Origin of the sequence: Micromonospora sp. NPDC052213 (genome assembly GCF_040679695.1) — a bacterium.
Taxonomy (GTDB): domain Bacteria; phylum Actinomycetota; class Actinomycetes; order Mycobacteriales; family Micromonosporaceae; genus Micromonospora.
On sequence record NZ_JBFAVI010000115.1, the window covers coordinates 1 to 22,211 of the forward strand.

19 protein-coding genes are annotated in these 22,211 nt (G+C 74.3%); 10 read left to right on the forward strand and 9 right to left on the reverse strand.

Annotated features, from left to right (window positions below):
• Positions 1–68 precede the first annotated feature (68 nt).
• The 7 genes from AB0L34_RS23575 to AB0L34_RS23605 all read right to left on the reverse strand — a co-directional run bounded on the left by AB0L34_RS23575 (position 69) and on the right by AB0L34_RS23605 (position 7,505).
• Positions 69–1,736, reverse strand: a complete 1,668-nt coding sequence (locus AB0L34_RS23575) for a trypsin-like peptidase domain-containing protein (RefSeq protein ID WP_363706603.1) — start codon at positions 1,734–1,736, stop codon at positions 69–71.
• Between the two features lie 62 nt (positions 1,737–1,798).
• On the reverse strand, positions 1,799–3,358 hold the full coding sequence (locus AB0L34_RS23580) for a HAMP domain-containing sensor histidine kinase (protein WP_363706605.1): 1,560 nt from the start codon (positions 3,356–3,358) through the stop codon (positions 1,799–1,801).
• Positions 3,355–4,056 (reverse strand): response regulator transcription factor, encoded by a 702-nt coding sequence (locus AB0L34_RS23585; protein ID WP_091103329.1) that lies wholly within the window; start codon positions 4,054–4,056, stop codon positions 3,355–3,357. Before AB0L34_RS23585 ends, AB0L34_RS23580 begins: the two co-directional genes overlap by 4 nt.
• A gap of 75 nt (positions 4,057–4,131) precedes the next feature.
• Positions 4,132–4,749 (reverse strand): PadR family transcriptional regulator, encoded by a 618-nt coding sequence (locus tag AB0L34_RS23590; RefSeq protein ID WP_363706607.1) that lies wholly within the window; start codon positions 4,747–4,749, stop codon positions 4,132–4,134.
• Positions 4,746–5,576, reverse strand: a complete 831-nt coding sequence (locus tag AB0L34_RS23595) for a DUF4097 family beta strand repeat-containing protein (protein WP_363706609.1) — start codon at positions 5,574–5,576, stop codon at positions 4,746–4,748. The genes AB0L34_RS23590 and AB0L34_RS23595 overlap by 4 nt, the downstream gene beginning before the upstream one ends.
• A 118-nt stretch (positions 5,577–5,694) precedes the next feature.
• Positions 5,695–6,735: a lysophospholipid acyltransferase family protein gene (locus AB0L34_RS23600; protein WP_363706611.1), complete on the reverse strand. Its 1,041-nt coding sequence runs from the start codon at positions 6,733–6,735 to the stop codon at positions 5,695–5,697.
• Complete coding sequence (locus tag AB0L34_RS23605) at positions 6,732–7,505, reverse strand: GNAT family N-acyltransferase (RefSeq protein WP_363706613.1); 774 nt, start codon at positions 7,503–7,505, stop codon at positions 6,732–6,734. Before AB0L34_RS23605 ends, AB0L34_RS23600 begins: the two co-directional genes overlap by 4 nt.
• 161 nt (positions 7,506–7,666) lie before the next feature.
• Between AB0L34_RS23605 and AB0L34_RS23610 the strand changes: the two genes are divergently transcribed.
• From AB0L34_RS23610 to AB0L34_RS23640, 7 genes are all read left to right on the forward strand, one after another.
• Positions 7,667–8,329, forward strand: a complete 663-nt coding sequence (locus AB0L34_RS23610; RefSeq protein WP_363706615.1) for a hypothetical protein — start codon at positions 7,667–7,669, stop codon at positions 8,327–8,329.
• A gap of 130 nt (positions 8,330–8,459) precedes the next feature.
• A complete protein-coding gene (locus tag AB0L34_RS23615; RefSeq protein WP_357459376.1) occupies positions 8,460–9,395 on the forward strand; it encodes an ABC transporter ATP-binding protein in 936 nt (311 codons plus the stop codon).
• Entirely contained in the window at positions 9,392–10,204 is an 813-nt protein-coding gene (locus AB0L34_RS23620; protein WP_357459374.1) for an ABC transporter permease, read from the forward strand. Before AB0L34_RS23615 ends, AB0L34_RS23620 begins: the two co-directional genes overlap by 4 nt.
• A gap of 282 nt (positions 10,205–10,486) precedes the next feature.
• The gene (locus AB0L34_RS23625; protein WP_363706617.1) at positions 10,487–14,224 is read left to right on the forward strand and encodes a multifunctional oxoglutarate decarboxylase/oxoglutarate dehydrogenase thiamine pyrophosphate-binding subunit/dihydrolipoyllysine-residue succinyltransferase subunit; all 3,738 of its coding nucleotides are present in this window, start codon (positions 10,487–10,489) and stop codon (positions 14,222–14,224) included.
• Between the two features lie 125 nt (positions 14,225–14,349).
• Positions 14,350–14,529, forward strand: a complete 180-nt coding sequence (locus tag AB0L34_RS23630; protein WP_350680287.1) for a DUF6104 family protein — start codon at positions 14,350–14,352, stop codon at positions 14,527–14,529.
• Between the two features lie 133 nt (positions 14,530–14,662).
• Positions 14,663–16,741 (forward strand): phosphate acetyltransferase, encoded by a 2,079-nt coding sequence (pta, locus tag AB0L34_RS23635; RefSeq protein WP_363706619.1) that lies wholly within the window; start codon positions 14,663–14,665, stop codon positions 16,739–16,741.
• A gap of 191 nt (positions 16,742–16,932) precedes the next feature.
• Positions 16,933–18,051, forward strand: a complete 1,119-nt coding sequence (locus AB0L34_RS23640) for an acetate kinase (RefSeq protein ID WP_363706621.1) — start codon at positions 16,933–16,935, stop codon at positions 18,049–18,051.
• A gap of 8 nt (positions 18,052–18,059) precedes the next feature.
• Here AB0L34_RS23640 and AB0L34_RS23645 read toward each other — a convergent pair whose 3' ends face one another.
• Positions 18,060–18,230 (reverse strand): hypothetical protein, encoded by a 171-nt coding sequence (locus AB0L34_RS23645; protein ID WP_363706623.1) that lies wholly within the window; start codon positions 18,228–18,230, stop codon positions 18,060–18,062.
• A 156-nt stretch (positions 18,231–18,386) separates the two neighbouring features.
• Here AB0L34_RS23645 and AB0L34_RS23650 point away from each other — a divergent pair, with 156 nt between their 5' ends.
• The 3 genes from AB0L34_RS23650 (at position 18,387) to AB0L34_RS23660 (ending at position 21,099) form a co-directional block, all read left to right on the forward strand.
• Positions 18,387–19,277, forward strand: coding sequence for an alpha/beta hydrolase (locus AB0L34_RS23650; protein WP_363706625.1), 891 nt, complete (start codon positions 18,387–18,389; stop codon positions 19,275–19,277).
• A gap of 80 nt (positions 19,278–19,357) precedes the next feature.
• The gene (locus AB0L34_RS23655; RefSeq protein WP_363706627.1) at positions 19,358–19,897 is read left to right on the forward strand and encodes an aminoglycoside adenylyltransferase; all 540 of its coding nucleotides are present in this window, start codon (positions 19,358–19,360) and stop codon (positions 19,895–19,897) included.
• A 233-nt stretch (positions 19,898–20,130) separates the two neighbouring features.
• Positions 20,131–21,099, forward strand: coding sequence for a chlorophyllase (locus tag AB0L34_RS23660; protein ID WP_363706629.1), 969 nt, complete (start codon positions 20,131–20,133; stop codon positions 21,097–21,099).
• A 48-nt stretch (positions 21,100–21,147) separates the two neighbouring features.
• On the opposite strand, the gene AB0L34_RS23665 is transcribed toward AB0L34_RS23660, so the two are convergent.
• On the reverse strand, positions 21,148–22,110 hold the full coding sequence (locus tag AB0L34_RS23665) for a zinc-binding dehydrogenase (protein ID WP_363706630.1): 963 nt from the start codon (positions 22,108–22,110) through the stop codon (positions 21,148–21,150).
• Positions 22,111–22,211: the final 101 nt, after the last annotated feature.

The following is a 22,211-nucleotide window of genomic DNA, read 5'->3' on the forward strand; positions in this document are numbered from 1 at the left end:
GTGACGGAGCCAACCCCCTTGGCCCCGCCACCCGCCGCCGGAGGGAGGAGGAAAGTCTCGGTTACGTGTTACGACGTCTCGGCGAGCGTCACGGTTGCCGTGGATTCGGCGCCGTTGCGCTTGTAGGTCACCGCCACCCGATCGCCGACCTTGCCGGCCTGCACGGCGCCGACCAGGTCGTCCGAGTCGTTGACCGCCTTGTCGCCGAACCGGATGATCACGTCGCCGCGCTGGAGCCCGGCCTTCTCGGCGGCGCTGCCGGAGGTGACGGCGGCGACCAGCGCCCCACCGCCCTCGGCGGCCGTCACGCTGACCCCGAGCGACGGGTGGCTGACCTTCTCGCCCCGCTGGAGCTTGCCGGCCACGTCCTTGGCCTTGTTGCTGGGGATCGCGAAGCCGACGCCGATGTTGCCGGTGCTGCCCTGACCGGCGGTGGCGATCGCGGTGTTGATGCCGATCACCTCGCCCCGGGTGTTGACCAGCGCGCCACCGGAGTTGCCCGGGTTGATCGGCGCGTCGGTCTGGAGCAGCCCGGCGATCGAGCTGGCGCCCTGACCCGGCGCCTGCCGCTGCTCGCCGCTGCCGGCCTGGATGGTGCGGTCGCGGGCGCTGAGGATGCCGGCGGTGACCGAGCCCTGGAGGCCCAGCGGGCTGCCGAGGGCGAGCACCTGGTCGCCGACCTGCATCGCGTCGCTGTCACCGAACGTGGCCGGCTTCAGGTCGCTGACGCCGGCGGCCTTCACCACCGCCAGGTCGGTCTTCGGGTCGGTGCCGACGATCCGGGCCTGGGCGGTCTTGCCGTCGGCGAAGACCACCCGGACGCTGTCCTGGCCGGCGGAGGCGACGACGTGGTTGTTGGTGAGCACGTAGCCGTCGGCGGTGAGGATCACGCCGGAGCCCTCGCCGCTGTCGGTGGCGATGGAGACGACGCTGGGCTGCACGGCGGCGGCGATCCGGGGCAGGTCGGCGCTGTTGATCACCGGCGCGGCGGAGTAGGTGCGGGTGGTCCCGGAGTCGCCGTCCACGGCGAGCGCGAGCGCCCCGCCGGCGACGCCCGAGCCGAGCATCAGGGCGAAGACCGCGACGCCGGCGCCGGCGAGCTTGGCGATCCGGCCCGGCCGGGGGCCGACCGCCGGCGCGGGGGCCCAGGGCGGCACCGGCTGGCCCGGGTGGTGCGGGTGCTGGCCGTAGTGTCCCGGCTGTCCCCCGCCGCTCCAGCCGGACTGCTGGCCGTACCACGGCGCGCCCGGGTACGGCGTGCCCTGCGGCTGGCCGGGCTGCCCGGTCGGGTGCGGGTGGCCGCCCGGGGCCTGGCCGGGCACGGGGTAGGGCGGGGCGGCCGGGCCGGCCGTGACGGGTGGGAACGGTCCCGCCGGGGTGGGCTGTCCGGCCGGGACGCCGGGGCCACGGACCGGGTCCGGGGCGGTGGCGCCCTCGGGGGCGCGGACCGGCTCCGGGGCGCGCGTCGCGGCATCGCCCGCGACCGGGCCGTCGGTGGGCCGGCCCGGCTCGGCGGTACGGAAGGCGTCGCCGCCCGTCGCTTCGGGTGCGGCCGACGCCGGGGCGGCGGATGCGGCCGACGCCGGGGCGGCGGTGTCCCCGGGGGCGGTCGGGGCGGGGTCGGGGCGGGAGTCGGACTGGGCGCGCGCGACGCGCGGCAGCTCGGCGGTGGGGTGCGACGGCTCGGCGTCGGTGGCGGCCGGCCGGCGCTGCGGGTCGGACTCGTACTCGGTCATGGATCCACCTTCGCTCGGACCACTGCGACCAGCCTGGAACCGGCCTGAATGTTGGCTGAAAGTCACTCGCCATCACCCTCGATGTCGGGCGCGAGCGGCAGCCGGACCCGGAAGGTCGCGCCCCCGCCCGGGGTGTCGGCCACCTCGACGGTGCCGTGGTGCGCGCGCACCAGCGCCGCCACGATGGCCAGGCCGAGCCCGGTGCCGGTGTTGCCGCCGGCCCGCCGGGTACGCGCCGCGTCCACCCGGTAGAAGCGCTCGAAGACCCGCTCCGCCTGGTCGGGGGTGAGCCCGGGGCCGGTGTCCGCCACCTCCACCACGGCCAGGTTGCCCGACTCGGCCCGCAGCCGCAGGGTCACCGAGGCGTCCGGCGGGGTGTGCGTGAGGGCGTTGGTCATCAGGTTGCCGATCACCTGACGGAGCCGGGCGTCGTCGCCGTAGACCACCAGCGGGCCGGACCCGGGCTCGATCTCCAGTTCCACCCGGCGCTCCGGCGCCACCACCCGGGCGGCCTCGACCGCGTCGCTGGCCAGCACGGGCAGCTCCACCGGGGCGAGGGCGAGCGGCCGTTCCCGGTCCAGCCGGGCCAGCAGCAGCAGGTCCTCCACCAGCAGCCCCATCCGGGCCGCCTCCTGCTCGATGCGGCGTAGCAGGTCGGCGGTCTGCTCCGGTGCGCTCGCCGCGCCCTGCCGGTACAGCTCGGCGAAGCCCCGGATGGTGGTCAGCGGCGTCCGCAGCTCGTGCGACGCGTCCGCGACGAACTGCCGCATCCGCTCCTCCGAGCGCCGGGCCCGCGCCTCGGACGCCCGCGCCGCGCCGGCCGCGTCCCGCGCCGTGGTCTCGGCGGCCCGGGCGGCGGTCTCCGAAGCGGCCCGGGCGGTGAAGGCGGCCTCGATCTGCGTCAGCATGGCGTTCAGCGCCCGGGAGAGCCGGCCCAGCTCCGAGGTCGGGACGGGTTGCCCCTCCTCCGGGTCAGGCACCCGCCGGGTGAGGTCGCCGCCGGCGATGGCGGCGGCCGTACGCTCGATCTCCACCAGCGGTTTCAGGCTGGTCCGGACGATCGCCGCGCCGATCGAGGCGAGCAGGATCAGCACCGACCCGCCGACCAGCAGGTCAATCCAGATCAGCTGTTTGACGGCCTGGTCGACGTCGGTGAGGTGCTGGCCGACGGCCAGGATCTCGCCGTCGTCCAACTGGGTGTAGAGCATCCGCCAGCGAGACCTGTGGTCCTGCGCGAGCACCGTGCGCGGCTCGCCGCTCAGCGCGGCGAACCCCTCGGTGGTGCTCGGTAGCCGCGGCAGCTGTTCCGGGCGGATGTTGCGGCTGTCGTACTCGGGCGACATCACCCCGGCCGGCTGGGCCAACGAGATGATGAAGTCGCTGGGCAGCGTGGTGGTGCTTTTCCGGCCTTCCTTGTACAGGTTCAGCACTGCGGCCACCGAGCCGGTGGTGCGGCTCAGTTCCTCGTCCACCTGCTCGATGAGGTAGCCCCGGAGGAAGACGGTGGTCAGCGAGCTGATGACCAGGAGGGCGGCGGCGACCAGGGCCAGGACCGCGGCGACCAGCTTCACCCGCAGCGGGACGCCGCGCAGCCATGCCTTCCCCTGGTGGACCGGGTTCACGCCGCCGGCTTGCGCAGCACGTACCCGACGCCCCGCAGGGTGTGGATCAGCCGGGGCTGGGTGTTGTCCACCTTGCGGCGCAGGTAGGAGATGTAGGACTCGACGATGTTGTCGTCGCCCCGGAAGTCGTAGTTCCACACGTGGTCGAGGATCTGCGCCTTCGACAGCACCCGGTTGGCGTTCAGCATCAGGTAGCGCAGCAGCTTGAACTCCGTCGGCGACAGCTGCACCCGCTGGCCGGCCCGGTGCACCTCGTGGGTCTCCTCGTCCAGCTCCAGGTCGGCGAAGGTCAGCCGGGAGGGCGCCTGCTCGCCGGTGCTGGTCCGCCGCAGCACCGCCCGGATCCGGGCGGTCAGCTCCTCCAGGCTGAACGGCTTGGTGACGTAGTCGTCCCCGCCCAGGGTCAGCCCGCGGATCTTGTCGTCGGTGGCGTCGCGCGCGGTGAGGAAGACCACGGGCGTGCGCGTACCGCCCTCGCGGAGCATCCGGATGACCTCGAAGCCGTCCAGGTCGGGCAGCATCACGTCGAGCACGACCAGGTCGGGCCGGTGGTCCTTGGCGGCGTGCAGGGCGGCGCTGCCGCTCGTCGCGGTGGCCACGTCGAAGCCCGCGAAGCGCAGGCTCGCGGAGAGCAGTTCGAGGATGTTGGGATCGTCCTCGACGACGAGCAGTCGCGCCTCGGTCTGGGTAGCGGCCATGCGCCCATCATCCGCGCTCTCGCTGCGTCCGCGCTGGGCACTTCCTGGAAAAAGCCTGTGAGCCGACCGCCGTGATCAGCGCAGGAGCCGCCGCAGCCCGTCCAACGCGCCGTCGAGCAGCCGGATCGCCGTACGCAGCTGCGAGTCGGTGAGCCTGCGGGCCCGCACCAGGGCGCCCACCTCGACGGCGAAGGCCGCCAGCCGCTGGTCGAACTCGGCGAGCGGTGTCGTTCCCGGCCCTGCGGTGGGGCCGGGTGCGGGCGCCGGACCGGGCGCCGGGGGTGTCCAGCGGGCCCGTCGGGTCTGCCGCGCCGCCTCGCGCAGCTCCCGCTTCAGGTCGCGGACCGAGCCGCGTACCTCGTCGCGGATCTCCCCGGCCAGCGCGGACAGGTCCTCGACCGAGGCCGCGATGTCCGACTCCAGGGCGGCCAGCTCGCCGGCCCGCTGGCGCAGCTCGGCCCGGCCGGCCTCGGTGATCTCGTAGACCTTGCGGCCGCCGACGGCGGTGTGGGTGACGAGCCCGTCGGCCTCCATCCGTTGCAGCCGGGGGTAGATGGTGCCGGCGCTGGGCGCGTAGTGGCCGAGGAACCGCTCCTCCAGCAGGCGGATCAGCTCGTAGCCGTGCTTCGGGCCGTCGTCGAGGAGCTTGAGCAGGTAGAGCCGGAGCCGCCCGTGACTGAACACGGCGGTCACGGCAGCTCCTCTTCCTGGTCGTCCACCCGGCGGGCGAGCAGCGCGATGCTGCCCGAGGTGGCGGAAGCCCAGAGCTTACCCGCGCCCGCGCCGAGCACTCCCTCGCTGTCGACCACCGCCCCGGGGGCGGCGCTGCCCCGCACCTGGGCGAAGCCGCTGGTGATCCGGCCCGACGTGGTGTGCAGGCGCACGGCGAGGTCGCTGTCCTCACGGACCCGGACGGTGATGCCACCGGAGATCGTGCTGAGCCGGATGTCGCTGCGCCGGGGATTGTCCAGGTCGCAGGTGATGGCGCCGGTGACGGTGGCCGCGCGCACCCGACCGGCCGCGCTGTCGGCGAGGGTCACCTCGCCCGAGACCGTCTCCAGGTCGAGGTCGCCGGACACGCCCAGCGCCTCGACCGGACCCGACGTGGTCTTCGCCGACGTCGGGCCGCGCAGCCCCATCAGCGTGATCCGCCCCGCCGTCACCTCCACCCGGGTCCGACCGCGCAGGCCCGACGCGACCAGCGAGCCCTCGACCAGTTCGAGGTCGGCCAGCACGTCGGCGGGGACCGCGACGGAGACGTCGACGCGGGCCAGCCGGGACAGCGGCCCCACCCACCAGACGAACTCCGACCACCGCCGGCGCCGCTGCTGGCGTACGGAGAGCCGACCGTCCCGGTGCTCGACCAGGACCGGCCGGCGACCGACCCGGGTGACGTCGACCCGGGCCGGGCCGTCGGTGGCCACCACGTTGAGGCGGCCGCTGAGCAGGTGGACGTCCAGCCGGGTGACCGGCCCGTCCAGGGTGAGCCGCTGCGGGGCGTCCACGGTCCAGCCGGTCATCGGTCCTCCCTCCGGCGACGCGCCGGCCCGGCGCGTCCCACGGCAGGACAGTAACGCGATACATCGCGATAGGACAAGGGTGTCGCCGGACGGCGGACGGTCCTCGCCGTCCGGGGGGTCAGGCGGCCAGGTCGAGCCTCCGCTCCCGTCCGGTCGGCCCGACGGGCGGCCCCGGTTCCGACGGCGCGGCGACCGGCGGAAACGGTGCCGGCGCGGGGACCTGCGCGGACAGCGCCGGCACGGCGACCGGCACGGCGACCGGCACGGACAGCGCCGGTGCGGGGACCGGCGCGCCCGGGACCGGCGCGCCCGGGGCCGCCGACCCGGCCGGCGGCGGCACGAGGTGCACGGCCGACTCGGCCGTCCGGGCGAGCAGTCGACGGTCGGCGTCCCGCGCGGGGTGCAGCGCGGCGGAGACGGTCACCCGGACCTCCAGGTCGCGGGCGGCGAGCACCCGACCCAGCGAGCGGAACAGGTTGTCGTCGCCGACGAAGGCCGCGGCCGTGGTCGGCACGCCGGTCGCCGCGCACGCGTAGCCGATCCGTAGCGGCACCACCGGCGCCCCGGCGTCGATCGCCGCCTGGAACAGGGCCGGGCGGAACCCCCGGCTGGGGCGGCAGCCGACCGCGTCGGCGGCCCCGCACCACGTCGTACCCTCCGGGAAGACCGCCACCGGGCGGCCGGCGCGCAGCACGGCGGCGACCCGGGCCACCGTCGCCGGCAGGTCGCGCGGCCGGGCCCGGTCGACCAGGACGGCGCCGGACGCGGCCGCGAGCAGCCCGACCAGCGGCCAGGACCGCACCTCCCGCTTGGCCACCATCCGGGCCGGCTCGACGGCCAGCAGCGCCAGCGCGTCCAGCCAGGAGACGTGGTTGGCCACCAGCAACGCCGGCCGACGCGGCGCCCGGCCGCGCACCACCAGGCGTACGCCGAGGGCGCGCAGCGTCCCCCGGGCCCAGCCACGCACGGCCACGGCCCGCTCCCCCGCCGGCAGCACCGGCAGCAGCGCGGCCAGCACCGTGCCCGCCAGCAGCATCCCGAGCACCGCCAGCAGCCGGGCCACCCGCCGGGTCGCCGGCACGGCACCGGCCGCGCCGGCGACCGGGAGGCAGGCCGGCCCGCAGCCCGACGCGGGCAGCCAGAGAGGTGTCGCACTCACCGCTCGGCCCCGCCCAGGAAGTGCCGCAGGTAGCGGGGGTTCATCCGGTCCAGGGAGAAGAGCACGTAGAAGTCGGCCACCCCGAAGTCCGGGTCGTACGCGGGTTCCCCGCAGACCCAGGCACCGAGGCGCAGGTAGCCGCGCAGCAGCGGCGGCAGGACGGCCCGCCCCACCGGACCGTCGGCCGGCCCGGTCGTCGCGCCCGGCTCGGCGAACCAGGGGCGGCGTGGACGCACCCGCAGCGGCGGCGGGGCCAGGTGCCGGGCCCGGACCTCGTCCCACACGGCGGCGGCGGCCCGGCCCCCGTCGGCCACCGGCACCGACGCGCAGCCGCCGAGCCAGCGCGACCCCCGCAGGTGCAGGTAGCGGGTGATGCCGGCCCACATCAGGTTGATCACGGCGCCGGAGCGGTGGTCGGGGTGCACGCAGGAGCGGCCCGCCTCGACCAACTGCTCCCGGAGCGGGTCCAGCGCCGCGAGGTCGAACTCGCTCTCGGCGTACCGGCGGTCGGTGCGGTCCGGCGGGAGGAGCCGGTACGTGCCGACGACCTCGCCCGTGCTCTCCTGCCGGACGATCAGGTGGTCGCAGTACGGGTCGAACTCGTCGACGTCGCGCCCGGCGGAGTCGGGGCGGAGGGTGGCGCCGAGCTCGGTGGCGAACACCTCGTGACGGAGGCGTTGCGCGGCCGCGACCTCGCTCGGGTCGTCGGCGATCAGCAGGGTGTATCCGCTGGTCGTCAGGGGTGCGCCAGCGGCGTGCAGAACGGCCATGGCACCTGTGTAGGCGGCCCGGGTTGCCGGGCGTTGGGGTGAGGAGTGTCGATGAGGTGAACGGCGGTCGGCGACCCGTGGCGGGGCCGGCCGGCGGGCGTGCGAGGCTGCCGGGGGCGGGCCGGCGACGGGGCCGGACGCCGCGCCGCGGGAGGTGTCTGATGATCATCGAGTCGCGCCACAACGGGCCGCCCGGCTCGGGCAACGGCGGTTGGAGCGCCGGGGTCTTCGCCGCCGCGTCCGGCGCCCCGGGGCCGGTCGAGGTGACGCTGCGCCGCCCGCCCCCGCTGGAGACCCTGCTCACTCTCGTCGACGGGGAGGTCCGCGACCCGGAGGGCCTGGTCGTCGCCCAGGTCCGCCCCACGGAGGATCCCCGCGCGGTCGTGCCGCCGGTGGACCTACCGGCCGCGCGGGCCGCGTCGGCGGCGTACCCCGGACTGGTGGACCACCCCTTCCCGGGCTGCTACGTCTGCGGCCCGGACCGCCCCGACGGCCTGCGGATCTTCCCCGGCCGGCTGCCGGACGGCCGGACCGCCGCGCCGTTCCGCGCGCCGGGGTCGGTCACTTCCGCCACGGTCTGGGCGGCGCTGGACTGCCCCGGCGGCTGGGCCGTCATCGCGCCCGGCCGGCCGTACGTCCTCGGCCGCATCGCGGCGGTGGTCGCGGCGCTGCCCGAGCCGGGCGACGAGTGCGTGGTGACCGGCGCGATGGTCGACGGCGAGGGCCGCAAGGCGCTCGTGCACACCAGCCTGTACGCCCCCGACGGCACCCTCCTGGCCTGGGCCCGGGCGACCTGGATCGCCGTGGCGGCGGCCGGCGGGTAGTCGTTCCTGGGGAGGAGGGCCTCCTGCCTGAGGCGGAGGTGGATCTACGGAGCGCGCCTGATTGACCTCGTTGCGCCCGCCCGCCACGCTGTGTCACGGCGTACCCCGAAGCCCCGCACGAAGGAGAGCAATGACTGACGGGCAGCGAAGCCCCACGAGTGACGGTCAGATCGTGGTGTCCGGCCTGACGAAGCAGTACAAGAACGTCCGGGCCGTGAACAATCTGTCCTTCACGGTCGAGCCCGGGCGGGTGACCGGATTCCTCGGCCCCAACGGCGCCGGCAAGACCACCACCCTGCGCATGCTGCTGAACCTGGTCACCCCGACCGGCGGACAGGCGACCATCAGCGGCCGCCGGTACGTCGACCTGACCGACCCGCTGCGGCACGTCGGCGCGGTGCTGGAGGCGTCCAGCGCGCACAAGGGCCGCACCGGGATCAACCACCTGCGGGTGCTCTGCGCGGCGGCGGGGCTGCCGAAGCAGCGGGCCGACGAGGCGCTGGCGCTGGTCGGGCTCACGCCGGCGGCGAAGCGCAAGTTCAAGGGCTACTCGCTCGGCATGAAGCAGCGGCTCGGCATCGCCGCCGCCATGCTCGGCGACCCCCGGGTGTTGATCCTCGACGAGCCGGCCAACGGCCTGGACCCGGAGGGCATCCGGTGGATGCGCGGGTTCCTCAAGAACCTCGCGCACGAGGGCCGCACCGTGCTGGTCTCCAGCCACCTGCTGTCCGAGATGCAGCTGCTCGCCGACGACGTGGTGATCATCGCCGCCGGCCAGCTCGTCCGGCAGGGCACGGTCGAGCACGTGATCGGGTCGATGGCGCAGGGCGTCCGGGTGCGGGTGCGTACCCCGCAGGCCGACGCGCTGACCGTGGCGCTGAAGGACGGCCCGGCCACCGTCGACGTCGACGAGCACGGCACCCTGCTGGTGGGCGGGGTGGACGCCCCGACCGTGGGCCGGGTCGCCCTGGCCGCCGGCGTCGAACTACACGAACTGACCACGGAACGGCCTGACCTGGAACGGGTCTTCCTGGAGCTGACGGCCGGAAAGGCGGGCATCCGATGAACCTCGTCCGATCCGAGCTGCTCAAGATCCGCACCACCAGCACGTGGTGGTGGCTGGCCATCGGCGCGTTCCTGTCGATCGCGCTGGCGTTCGCGTTCAACGCCTGGGTCGCCGACGAGACGCTGAGCGGCAAGGGCGAGAGCCTGGGCGTCACCGGCGACATGGCGTCCGCGGCGGCGCAGGCCGCCAACCTCTACACCTCCGGGCAGTACCTGGGCCTGATGTTCGTGATGCTGATCGGCATCCTGATGGTCACCAACGAGTTCTTCCACCAGACGGCGACCACGACTTTCCTGTCGACGCCGCGCCGCACGTCGGTGATCCTCAGCAAGCTCGTCGCGGCGAGCCTGCTGGGCTTCGGGTTCTGGCTGGTGACCACCGTGATCGACCTGGCCGCCGGGGCGATCTTCCTGTCGATCAACGACTACGGCACCCTGCTCGACGAGTGGGCCGTGCAGCGGGCGCTGCTGCTCAACCTGCTGGCGTACGCGATCTGGACGGTCCTCGGCGTGGGGATCGGCACGCTGATCACCAACCAGCTCGGCGCGGTGATCACCGCCGCGGTGCTCTACCTGGTCGGCACGCAGGTGGTGGGGCTGCTGTTCATGCTGCTGGCGAACGTGCTGGAGAACCAGGCCGTGGCCAAGTGGCAGGTGATCTGGCCGGCCGTCGCCTCGACCGTCATGGTCAGCGAGGGCCAGACGGACTTCACCCCCGAGTGGTGGGTCGGCGCGCTCGTGCTGATCGGCTACGCGGTGGTCAGCGGGGTGGTCGGCGTCGCGATCACCCGCCGTCGCGACATCTCCTGACGGGTTCGGACGACGGGGGGCGGGGGTGGTGCCGGGCACCGCCCCCGCCCCCCGTCGTACCGGGTGCCGGCGGCACGACGGGCCTTACCAGCAGTCGGCGGAACACGCAGCGTTTGGCCAACTTCTGGCATCTTCTGTGAAACGGACCACGCGGCGGAGGCGGAAATGCCTGCGGCATCCGCACGGCGTAGCCTGGGAGCCGTCTCGTGGGCGCTCGCAGACAGGGCGGCACGGGGACACCGCGTGACACACAAACCCGCGTGAAAGAGGCGATTACCGGCCGTGTCGACCCAGCAGACTTCGCAGGAGAACCCACTGGCGGGTTTCGGTCCGAACGAGTGGATCGTCGAGGAGATGTACCAGCGCTACCTCGCCGACCCCACCAGCGTCGATTCGGCCTGGCACGACTTCTTCGCGGACTACCGTCCGGCGCCCGGCGCCGGCACGCCCCGCGCTGAACAGCAGCCCCCGAAGCCGGCCGCCGCGCCGGAGCCGGCCGGGCAGCAGGAGGCGACCACCTCGGTCGCGCAGCCGGCCGCCGCCAAGCCGGCGGAGAAGAAGCCGGAGGCGAAGCCGGAGAAGCCGGCCGCCAAGGCCGCCCCGGCCAAGCCCGCGCCCGCGAAGGCCGCCCCGGCCAAGCCCGCGCCGACCAAGCCGACCGCCGCCGGCCCGCAGACCACGCCGCTGCGCGGCGTGGCAGCGAAGATCGTCCAGAACATGGACGCCTCGCTCGCCGTGCCGACCGCCACCAGCGTGCGCGCCGTCCCGGCCAAGCTGCTGGTCGACAACCGCATCGTGATCAACAACCACCTCACCCGTGGGCGCGGCGGCAAGGTCAGCTTCACCCACCTCATCGGGTACGCGATGGTCCGGGCGCTGGTCGCCCACCCGGAGATGAACAACTCCTTCGCCGAGGTCGACGGCAAGCCGGTGATGGTCCGGCCCGAGCACGTCAACCTGGGCATCGCGATCGACCTGGTCAAGCCGGACGGCAGCCGCAACCTGGTGGTCCCGTCCATCAAGGCCTGCGAGCAGATGGACTTCCGGCAGTTCTGGCAGGCGTACGAGGACGTGGTCCGGCGCGCCCGCCGCAACGAGCTGACCATGGAGGACTACTCCGGCACCACGATCTCGCTGACCAACCCCGGCGGCATCGGCACCGTGCACTCGATGCCGCGGCTCATGCAGGGGCAGAGCGCGATCATCGGCGTCGGCGCGATGGAGTACCCGGCCCCCTACCAGGGCATGTCCGAGGCCACCCTGGCCGAGCTGGCGGTCAGCAAGGTCATCACCCTGACCAGCACGTACGACCACCGGATCATCCAGGGCGCGCAGTCCGGCGAGTTCCTCAAGGTCATGCACGAGCTGCTGCTGGGCGAGCACGGCTTCTACGACCAGATCTTCACCTCGCTGCGCATCCCGTACGAGCCGGTGCGCTGGATGCGCGACGTCGCGGTCAACAGCGAGGGCCAGATCAACAAGACGGCCCGCGTGCACGAGCTGATCCACGCCTACCGGGTGCGCGGGCACCTGATGGCCGACACCGACCCGCTCGAGTTCAAGATCCGCAAGCACCCGGACCTGGACGTCCTCCAGCACGGGCTGACCCTGTGGGACCTGGACCGCGAGTTCCCGGTCAACGGCTTCGCCGGCAAGCAGCGGATGAAGCTGCGCGACATCCTCGGCGTGCTGCGCGACTCGTACTGCCGCCGGGTCGGCATCGAGTACATGCACATCCAGGACCCGGAGGAGCGGCGCTGGATCCAGGAGCGGATCGAGCGCAAGTACGAGAAGCCGTCCCCGGACGAGCAGAAGCACGTGCTCAACCGGCTCAACGCCGCCGAGGCGTTCGAGACCTTCCTGCAGACCAAGTACGTCGGGCAGAAGCGCTTCTCGCTGGAGGGCGGCGAGTCGCTGATCCCGCTGCTCGGCGAGGTGCTGGAGGCGTCCGCCGAGGGCGGGCTGGACGAGGTCGTCATCGGCATGGCCCACCGCGGCCGGCTCAACGTGCTGGCGAACATCGTCGGCAAGCCGTACGAGAAGATCTTCTCGGAGTTCGAGGGGCACCTGGACCCGCGCTCCACGCAGGGCTCCGGCGACGTGAAGTACCACCTGGGTCAGAACGGCAAGTTCACCACGCCGGACGGCGACCACGCGGTCAAGGTCTCGGTGGTGGCGAACCCGTCGCACCTGGAGGCCGTCGACCCGGTGCTGGAGGGCATCGTCCGGGCCAAGCAGGACCGGATAGACCTCAAGCTGGAGGGCTACACCGTGCTGCCGCTCGCGGTGCACGGCGACGCCGCCTTCGCCGGCCAGGGCGTGGTGGCGGAGACGCTCAACCTCTCCCAGCTGCGCGGCTACCGCACCGGCGGCACCGTGCACGTGGTGGTCAACAACCAGGTCGGCTTCACCACCGCCCCGGAGTACAGCCGCTCCAGCCTCTACAGCACCGACGTCGCCCGGATGATCCAGGCGCCGATCTTCCACGTCAACGGCGACGACCCCGAGGCCGTGGTCCGGGTCGCCCGGCTGGCCTTCGAGTACCGGCAGGCGTTCAACAAGGACGTCGTCATCGACATGGTCTGCTACCGCCGGCGCGGGCACAACGAGGGCGACGACCCGTCGATGTCCAACCCGCAGATGTACAAGATCATCGACTCGAAGCGGTCCGTCCGGAAGCTCTACACCGAGGAGCTGATCGGGCGCGGCGACATCACCGTGGAGGATGCGGAGGAGCTGCTGCGCGACTACCAGTCGCAGCTGGAGCGGGTCTTCAAGGCCACCCGCGACGCGGCCACCATGCCGCGCCAGCTCAGCCGCCCGAAGCGGGAGGACGAGCCGGAGCCGCAGGTGGAGACCGCCACCGACGCCGCCGTCGTCAAGGCCATCGGCGAGGCGCACGTCAACCTGCCGGAGGGCTTCACCCCGCACAAGCGGATCCAGCAGCTGCTCGACCGGCGGGCCAAGATGTCCGTCGAGGGCAACATCGACTGGGGCTTCGGCGAGATCATCGCGTTCGGCTCGCTGCTGCACGACGGGGTCACCGTCCGGCTCGCCGGTCAGGACTCCCGCCGGGGCACCTTCGTGCAGCGGCACGCCGCCGTGGTCGACGCCGTGACCGGCGAGGACCACCTGCCCCTGCAGTCGCTGACCGGCGACGGCGAGCGGTCCCGGTTCTTCGTGCACGACTCCCTGCTCAGCGAGTACGCGGCGATGGGCTTCGAGTACGGCTACTCGGTGGAGAACATCAACGCGCTGGTCTGCTGGGAGGCGCAGTTCGGCGACTTCGTCAACGGCGCCCAGTCGGTGATCGACGAGTTCGTCTCCTCCGGCGAGGTGAAGTGGGGCCAGCGCTCCGCGGTCACCCTGCTGCTGCCGCACGGCCACGAGGGCCAGGGCCCGGACCACACCTCCGGCCGCCCGGAGCGGTTCCTGCAGATGTGCGCCGAGGACAACATGCGGGTGGCCATCCCGACCACCCCGGCGAACTACTTCCACCTGCTGCGGCGCCAGGCGCTCTCGCCGAAGCGCAAGCCGCTGGTGGTGTTCACGCCGAAGTCGCTGCTGCGGCACAAGCTCTGCGTCTCCTCCGTCGAGGAGTTCACCACCGGCACCTTCCAGCCGGTGCTGCGCGACCCGGGCGCCCCGGCGCCGGAGGCGGTGAAGCGGGTGCTGCTCTGCTCGGGCAAGGTCTACTACGACCTGTTCCAGGCCCGGCAGGAGCGCGGCATCACCGACACCGCGATCATCCGGCTGGAGCAGCTCTACCCGATGCCGGTGGAGGAGATCCGGGCCGCGCTGGCGGCGTACCCGAACGCCGAGGACTACGCCTGGGTGCAGGAGGAGCCGGCCAACCAGGGCGCCTGGTCGTTCGTCGCGCTCAACCTGCTGGAGCACCTGGCCGACGTCCGGCTGCGCCGCATCTCCCGCCCGGCCGCGGCCGCCCCGGCCGTCGGCTCGGCGAAGATGCACGACGTCGAGCAGACCGCGCTGATCGAGGCGGCTCTCCCCCGCCCGTGACCTGAGCACCGCACCGACAACCGGGGCAGGGACCGTCGCGCTGACGGTCCCTGCCCCGTCGGCGTCCGTCCCGGGACGACCCGAACGCCCATCCACAGCAGACCGACGAGCGAGGAACGGACAGCATGTACTTCACGGACCGTGGGATCGAGGAACTGGTGCAGCGGCGGGGCGAGGAGTCCGTCAGCGTCGAGTGGCTCGGCGAGCGCCTCCGCGACTTCGTCGACCTGAACCCCGAGTTCGAGACGCCGATCGAGCGCTTCGCCACCTGGCTGGCGCGCCTCGACGACGAAGACGACGAGTAACCCGACCGTCCACCTCGCGTTGATCGTGAGGTTGTTGCCGCGACACGCCGAGGCGGGCGACAACAACTTCATGATCAACGGCCCGGGCGGGTGGGTCCAAGGTCCCGGGCGGACGGCTACACGATCTTCTAGGGTGGGGTGCGTGGCCCGGAGTGTGTACCTGACCAGCGTGGGATCCGGCGGGGGCAAGTCGACCGTCGCGCTCGGGCTGGCGGAGCTGTTGTCCCGGCAGGTCGAGCGGATCGGCGCGTTCCGGCCGCTGGTCGGCGGGCACGGCCCCGACCCGATCCTCGCCCTGCTCAGCGACCGGTACCGGATCGGGTTGCCGCTGGCCGACCTGAGCGGCACCACGTACGCCGAGGCCACCGCGCTGGTCGCCGACGGGCGGCGGGAGGAACTGATCGCCGACATCGTCACGCGCTACCGGGAGGTCGAGCGGCGCTGCCCGGCGGTGGTCGTGGTGGGCAGCGACTTCGCCGACGGCGGCGACGGCGCCGGGCCCCGCGAGTTGGCCTTCAACGCCCGGCTGGCCACCGAGTTCGGCAGCGTGGTGGTGCCCGTGGTCGACGGCTTCGGGCAGGAGCCGGCGGCGATCGCGGCGGCGGCGCGCGGGGCGTACCACGATCTGGAGGACCTCGGGGCGACGGTGCTGGCGGTCGTCGCCAACCGGGTGCCCGGCCCGATGGCCCTGCCGGACCTGCCGGTCCCCGCGTACGCCATCCCGGAGGTGCCGACCGTGTCGGCGCCGACGGTGGCCGAGGTGGCGACGGCGCTCGGCGCCACGCTGCTGGCCGGGGACGACGACGCGCTCGGCCGCGACGTGCTCGACTACGTGGTCGGCGCGGCGCACGTGCCGACGCTGCTGGACCACCTGACCGAGGGCGCCCTGGTGATCACCCCCGGGGACCGGGCGGACCTGCTGGTGGCGGCGAGCGCGGCGCACGTGGCCGGGCAGGTCTCGATCGCCGGGGTGGTGCTCACCCTCGGCGAGCAGCCGGACCCGCGCGCGATGCGGCTGGTGGAGGGGCTGAGCACCGGCCTCGCGGTGCTCTCCGTGCCCAGCGACAGCTACGACACGGTGGCCGCGTCCAGCCGGATCGAGGGCCGCCCCAGCGCGGCCAACCCGCGCAAGGTGGAGGCCGCGCTCGGCGCGTTCGAGCGCTGCGTCGACACCGACGACCTGGCCCGCCGGCTGCGGGTCAGCCGCTCCGGGCGGGTCACCCCGCTGATGTTCGAGAACGACCTGATCGACCGGGCGCGGGCGCGGCGCCGGCACCTCGTGCTGCCCGAGGGGGCGGAGGAGCGGATCCTGCGGGCGACGGAGATCCTGCTGCGCCGGGGCGTCGCCGACATCACCCTGCTCGGGCGCCCCGACGACGTCGTACGGCGGACCCGCGAGCTGGGCATCGACATCACCGGCGCGCGGGTGGTCGACCCGGTCACCAGCGAGTGGCGCGACGAGTTCGCCGTTGAGTACGCGAAGCTGCGCGCCCACCGGGGGGTCACCGCCGAACTGGCGCACGACATCGTCGCCCAGCCGAACTACTTCGGCACCCTGATGGTGCAGACCGGGCACGCCGACGGGATGGTCTCCGGGGCGACCCACACCACCGCCGCCACGATCCGGCCGGCCTTCGAGATCATCCGTACGGTGCCGGGGGTCTCGGTCGCCTCCAGCGTCTTCTTCATGCTGCTGGCCGACCGGGTGCTGGTCTACGGCGACTGCGCGGTCAACCCCGACCCGGACGCCGCCCAGCTCGCCGACATCGCCATCTCCTCGGCGGACACCGCCGCCCGGTTCGGCATCGAGCCGCGGGTCGCCATGCTCTCCTACTCCACCGGCAGCTCCGGGGCGGGCGCCGACGTGGAGAAGGTCGTGGCGGCCACGGAACTGGTCCGGGAGCGCCGCCCCGACCTGCTGGTCGAGGGGCCGATCCAGTACGACGCGGCGATCGACCCGGCGGTCGCGGCGACGAAGCTGCCCGGCAGCACGGTCGCCGGCCGGGCCACGGTCTTCGTCTTCCCCGACCTGAACACGGGCAACAACACGTACAAGGCGGTGCAGCGTTCCGCCGGGGCGGTGGCCGTCGGGCCGGTGATGCAGGGCCTGCGCCGGCCGGTGAACGACCTGTCCCGGGGAGCCACCGTGCCGGACATCGTGAACACCGTGGCGATCACCGCCATCCAGGCGGCGGCCGAGGAGTCGTCATGAGCGAGCGAATCAGCAGGCTCGGTGCGGCGGTGCCTCATGGCGGCACGCAGCGAAGCGGAGTGTCGTCATGAGCGAGCGGAGCGAGCGAATCAGCAGGCTCAGTGCGGCGGTGCCTCATGGCGGCACGCAGCGAAGCGGAGTGTCGTCATGAGCGCCCGGGTCGGCCCGGCCGCCGCCGGAAGGAGGCGCCCGTGAGCCGGGTGCTCGTGCTCAACTGCGGATCGTCGTCGGTGAAGTACCGGCTCTTCGACGGCGACCGGGTGCTCGACAGGGGCACCGTGGAGCGGGTCGGCGAGCCGGGCGGCGGCCCGGCCGACCACGAGACCGCCGTCCGGGAGATCCTCGCCGGGCTCGACCTGGCCGGGCTGGCCGCCGTCGGGCACCGGGTGGTCCACGGCGGCAAGCGGTTCGGCGAGCCCGTCCTGCTCGACGACGCGGTGCTCGCCGCGATCCGCGACCTGATCCCGCTCGCGCCGCTGCACAACCCCGCCAACCTGACCGGCATCGAGGTCGCCCTGGCCGCGCTGCCGGACGTGCCGCAGGTCGCCGTCTTCGACACCGCGTTCCACACCACGCTGCCCGAGGCCGCCGCGACCTACGCGGTCGAGCGGGCCACCGCCGAGCGGTACGGCATCCGGCGGTACGGGTTCCACGGCACCTCGCACGCGTACGTGTCCCGGCGCGCCGCCGAGCTGCTGGACCGCCCGTACGCGGAGGTGAACACGATCACCCTGCACCTGGGCAACGGGGCCAGCGCCTGCGCGGTCGCCGGCGGCCGGAGCGTGGCCACCTCGATGGGGATGTCCCCGCTGGAGGGCCTGGTGATGGGCACCCGCAGCGGCGACCTCGACCCGACCGTCATCTTCCACCTGCGCCGGGAGGGCGGGCTCTCCGTCGACGAGATCGACGACCTGCTCAACCACCGCAGCGGCCTGCTCGGGCTGACCGGCGCCAACGACATGCGCGAGGTCCTCGGGCGCCGGGCGGACGGCGATCCGGCGGCCACGCTCGCCTTCGACGTCTACTGCCGGCGGATCACCGGCTACGTCGGGGCGTACTACGCGCTGCTCGGGCGGGTGGACGCGATCGCCTTCACCGCCGGGGTCGGCGAGCACGCCGCGCCGGTGCGCGCCGCCGCGCTGGCCGGCCTGGACCGGCTCGGCATCGCGGTGGACCCGGAGCGCAACGCCGGCAGCGGCGACCGGGTCATCTCCCCCGAGGGTGCCGAGGTGACGGTCTGCGTCCTCGGCACCGACGAGGAGCGCGAGATCGCCCTCCAGACGCGGGCCGCGGTCGGCGCCGCCGGCTGACCCGGGCGTCAGCTCAGGGCGAGCCAGGCGACGAGGGCGACCAGCACGACGGCGGCCACCGCCACGCCCACGAGCAGCGGCGTGCGGGAGGCGCCGGCCGGCGCCTCCGGCTCGGCGGTGTTGGCGAAGGCGCGGAACGCCGCGGTGTTGCCGCTCGGGTCGGTGTGGTTCTCAGGCATGCCGGTGACCCTAGCCAAGTCGCTACCACCCCGTAGTCCGCCACGCGCCGCCCGACCCAGGTCGGGCCGGCCGGTGGACGGGATCCGCCCGGCCGACGGGAGTGTCCGGCCGGACGGTGGGGACGGTCCGGACGACCCGGCACCTACCGTGGAACGGTGGGGGTGAGGCGGCTGGTCGCCGTGCTGATGACGGCGCTGCTGGCGGGCTGCGCGCCGGCCACCGCCGCGCCCGGGAGCAGCGCGCCGCCGGCCCGTCCGGCCCCCGAGACGACGTACGCCGTCGGGGTGCGGACGTTCACCGTCGACCCCACCTCGGCTCGGCCGCTCCCGGTGACCGTCTGGTACCCGGCGGACGGGGACGCGGTGGCGGCGGGCCGGTTCCCGGTGGTGGTCTACAGCCACGGGCTGCACAGCCTCCCCGAGCTGCACGCCGGGCTGACCACGCGCTGGGCCGCCGCCGGCTTCGTGGTGGCCGCCCCGGCCTACCCGCACACCCGGCGCGGGACGCCCCGGTTCAGCCGCGCCGACGTACGCCACCAGCCGGCCGACGGCTGGCGGCTCGTCCGGCACCTGGTGCGGCTCGACACCCGGCGCGGTGACCCGCTCGCCGGGCACCTCGACGTCACCCGGTTCGCCGCCGCCGGCCACTCGGCGGGCGGCTTCACCACGGCGGGGATGTTCACCTCCGGACGGTCGGGGCGGCTGCGGGCCGGCATCGTGATCGCCGGCGGCGGCATGGCGGGCAGTTTCGCCGGCCCGGCGGCGCCGCTGCTGTTCGTGCACGGCACGGCCGACCCGATCGTGCCGGCGTCGGTCGGCCGGGCCGCGTACGACCGCACGACCGGCCCGGCCGCCTTCCTGAGCCTGCTCGGCCAGGGTCACGGCGAGTACCTGACCCCGGGGCGGCCCGGCTTCGACCAGGTCATCGCCACCACCACGGACTTCCTCCGCTGGACCCTCTACGGCGACCCGGACGCCGGCCGGCGCCTGCCCGGCGGCGCCCGCCTTCCGGGCGTGACGGCGTTCGAGACCCGCTCCGCCCGCTGACCGCCGCACCGGCCGCCCTGGACGCCCCCGGTACGGGTGACGCTCTGGTGCGGCGAGGGCCGCCGGGCTACGGTGCCGCCGTGGACGGTCTGACGGGGCGACAACTCGACGGCATCGCCGAGCTGGCCGGGCTGGCGTCGGCGGCCGGCGTCGAGGTGTGGCTGCGGGGCGGCTGGGCGATGGACTTCCACCTGGGCGAGGTGACCCGGCCGCACGTCGACGTCGACTGGTACTGCTGGCGTGCCGACGCGGAGCGGCTGGCCGGCCTGCTGCGGCCGCACGGCTGGCGGCCAGACCCGAGGATGCCGGTCCACCTGCAGCTCGACCTGATCCGCGACGACGTCGAGGTGAGCGTCGCGTACCTGGCGCGGGACGCGGCCGGCCGGGTGGTGGTGGGCGCCGGCCCGTGGGCGGGCACCCCGCTGCCCGACGGCATGCTGACCGGTCCGCCCGGCCGGATCGGCCCGCTGGCCGTCCCGGTGATCTCGGTGGCCGCCCAGATCGAGTTCAAGGAGATGTTTCCCGTCTGGATGCCGGGACGCCCCCGCCGGCCCAAGGACGCCGCCGATCTGGCGCGCCTCCGCGCCGCCGTCGCCGACGCCCCGCCCATGACCGGTTGACGCCCGGGCGACCGGCGAACCGGGCGAGCGGACACGCCCCGGCGGCCGAGCAACCGGCGGCGGCGCCGCGGCGCGGTCCGGGTCGTTCGGTGCCACGACGACGTGCCGCTCCACCCGGTTCGGTCGCGCGTCCGGCACCCGAGTGGGACGAGCCGGCACGAGCCGGTCACGCGGCCGGTGCGCTGCGTCGATCCCGGGCGGGGCGGGTGGCGCGGCGAGGCACAATCGGAGCCATGTCGCGTCGCGCCACCCCCGCCCTGCTCGCCACGGCACTGCTCGCCGCAGGTCTGGTCGGCTGCTCCGCCGACGCCGGTCCGGTCGCCCGCCCGGCCGCTCCCGTCGAATCGCCGAAGGCGAGCACCCCGGCGCCGCTGGTGCCCGCCGGCACCGCCCCCGAGAAGGCGTTCGCCGTCGGCGTACGACAGCTCGAGCTGAACCGCGACGGGGACCGGCCGCTGCCGGTGACCGTCTGGTACCCCGCGGCCGGAAAGGCCGGCGGGGAGCCGGAGCGCTCGGCGGCGGCCGCCCGGGGGAGGTTTCCCGTCGTCATGTTCAGCCACGGCCTGAACGGACGGCCGGCCGACTACGAGACGCTGCTGACCCGCTGGGCGGCGGCCGGGTTCGTGGTGGCCGCCCCGACCTTTCCGCACACCGCGCGGGGCGGCGACGGCAACGTGCTCGACGTGCTCAACCAGCCCGCCGACGTGTCGTACGCGCTCACCCAGGTGCTCGCCCTCGACGGCCGCAGCGGCGACCCGCTGCGCGGCCGGCTGGCCACCGACCGGGTGGCCGCGGCCGGGCACTCGGCCGGCGGGGTGACCACGATCGGCCTCTTCACCGCCGGTCGCGACGAGCGGCTGGACGCCGGCGTGGTCTTCGCCGGCACCGCGCTCGGTGTCGGCACCGCCTTCGCGGGCGCCGCCGCGCCGCAGCTCTTCGTGCACGGCGAGGCCGACGAGGTGGTCGAGTACGCCGCCGGCAAGGCCGCCTACGACAAGGTGCCCTGGCCGAAGGCCATGCTGAGCCTGCCGAAGGGCGACCACGGCCGGGCCCTGCTCAGCGACGGCGACGCCCTGCGGGTGGTCTCGGACACCACGGTCGAGTTCCTGCGCTGGTCCCTCTACGGCGACGAGGCCGCCAAGCGCCGCATCCCCACCGACGCCGCCCGCCACGACATCGCCACCCTCGACAACCGCCTCTGAGCGGCCGCGCCCCGCCGGATGGCGAGCGGGCGCGGCCGCCGGGGGCCGTCAGGCGGTGTGGTCGACGACGACCTTGCCGAAGACGTCGCCGGAGTGCAGGCGGGCGAAGGCGTCGGCGACCCGGCTGAACGGGACGACCGTGTCCACCACCGGGCGCACTCCCCGCTCGGCGCAGAACGCGAGCAGGGCGGACAGCTCGTCGGGGGTGCCCATCGAGGTGCCCAGGATCTCCAGCTGCATGGCGAAGACCCGGCGCAGGTTGACCTTCGGCTCGTGCCCGGCGGTCGCGCCGGAGACCACGATCCGGGCCATCGGCGCGGCGGACTTCAGCGAGTGGTCGAAGGTGGCCGCCCCGACCGTCTCGATCACCACGTCGACCCGCTCCGGCAGCCGGGCGCCGGGCTCGACGGCGGTGGCGCCCAGCTCGGCGATCCGCTCCCGCTTGGCGGCGTCGCGGCTGGTCGCGTACACCCGCTTGCCCATCGCCGCGGCGAGCGCGACGGCCGCGGTCGCCACGCCGCCCCCGGCGCCCTGCACCAGCACGGCGCCGGCGTCGTCGACCCGGCCCACGGTGGTCAGCATCCGCCACGCGGTCAGCCAGGCGGTCGGCAGGCAGGCCGCGTCCGTCGCCGCCAGGCCCGCCGGCAGCGGCACCAGGTTGGACCGGGGCACGGCGACCCGCTCGGCCAGCGTGCCGGGGAAGTGCTCGGAGAGGATGGAGACGCCGCGCGGGTCGCCCGGGGTGGCGACCACCGGGTAGACGACGACCTCGTTGCCGTCCGGGTCCACGCCGACGGCGTCGCAGCCGAGGATCATCGGCAGTTGCTCCGCGCGCAGCCCCACGCCGCGCAGCGACCAGAGGTCGTGGTGGTTGAGGGAGCTGGCCCGCACCTGCACGGTCACCCAGTCGTCGGCCGGGTGGGTGGGCTCGGGCTGCTCGCCGACGGTGAGCGCGGCGAGCGGGTTGGCGTCGTCGAGACGGGAGGCGAAGGCGGCACGCATGATCGGCACGGTAACAAGCCGAGCGGCCGACAAGAAGGCTTCCTCCTGGGCCCGGGGTGTGCGGAGGGGCCCTTCCGTGTCGCCCGGGGGGCAGGGGAGGGCCCCACCGC

Bases quoted from the DNA above. Each gene is read 5' to 3' on its own strand.
- AB0L34_RS23575 (WP_363706603.1), bottom strand. From the start codon at position 1,736: ATGACCGAGTACGAGTCCGACCCGCAGCGCCGGCCGGCCGCCACCGAC.
- AB0L34_RS23585 (WP_091103329.1), bottom strand. From the start codon at position 4,056: ATGGCCGCTACCCAGACCGAGGCGCGACTGCTCGTCGTCGAGGACGAT.
- AB0L34_RS23595 (WP_363706609.1), bottom strand. From the start codon at position 5,576: ATGACCGGCTGGACCGTGGACGCCCCGCAGCGGCTCACCCTGGACGGG.
- AB0L34_RS23605 (WP_363706613.1), bottom strand. From the start codon at position 7,505: ATGGCCGTTCTGCACGCCGCTGGCGCACCCCTGACGACCAGCGGATAC.
- AB0L34_RS23610 (WP_363706615.1), top strand. From the start codon at position 7,667: ATGATCATCGAGTCGCGCCACAACGGGCCGCCCGGCTCGGGCAACGGC.
- AB0L34_RS23615 (WP_357459376.1), top strand. From the start codon at position 8,460: ATGACTGACGGGCAGCGAAGCCCCACGAGTGACGGTCAGATCGTGGTG.
- AB0L34_RS23620 (WP_357459374.1), top strand. From the start codon at position 9,392: ATGAACCTCGTCCGATCCGAGCTGCTCAAGATCCGCACCACCAGCACG.
- AB0L34_RS23630 (WP_350680287.1), top strand. From the start codon at position 14,350: ATGTACTTCACGGACCGTGGGATCGAGGAACTGGTGCAGCGGCGGGGC.
- AB0L34_RS23645 (WP_363706623.1), bottom strand. From the start codon at position 18,230: ATGCCTGAGAACCACACCGACCCGAGCGGCAACACCGCGGCGTTCCGC.
- AB0L34_RS23660 (WP_363706629.1), top strand. From the start codon at position 20,131: ATGTCGCGTCGCGCCACCCCCGCCCTGCTCGCCACGGCACTGCTCGCC.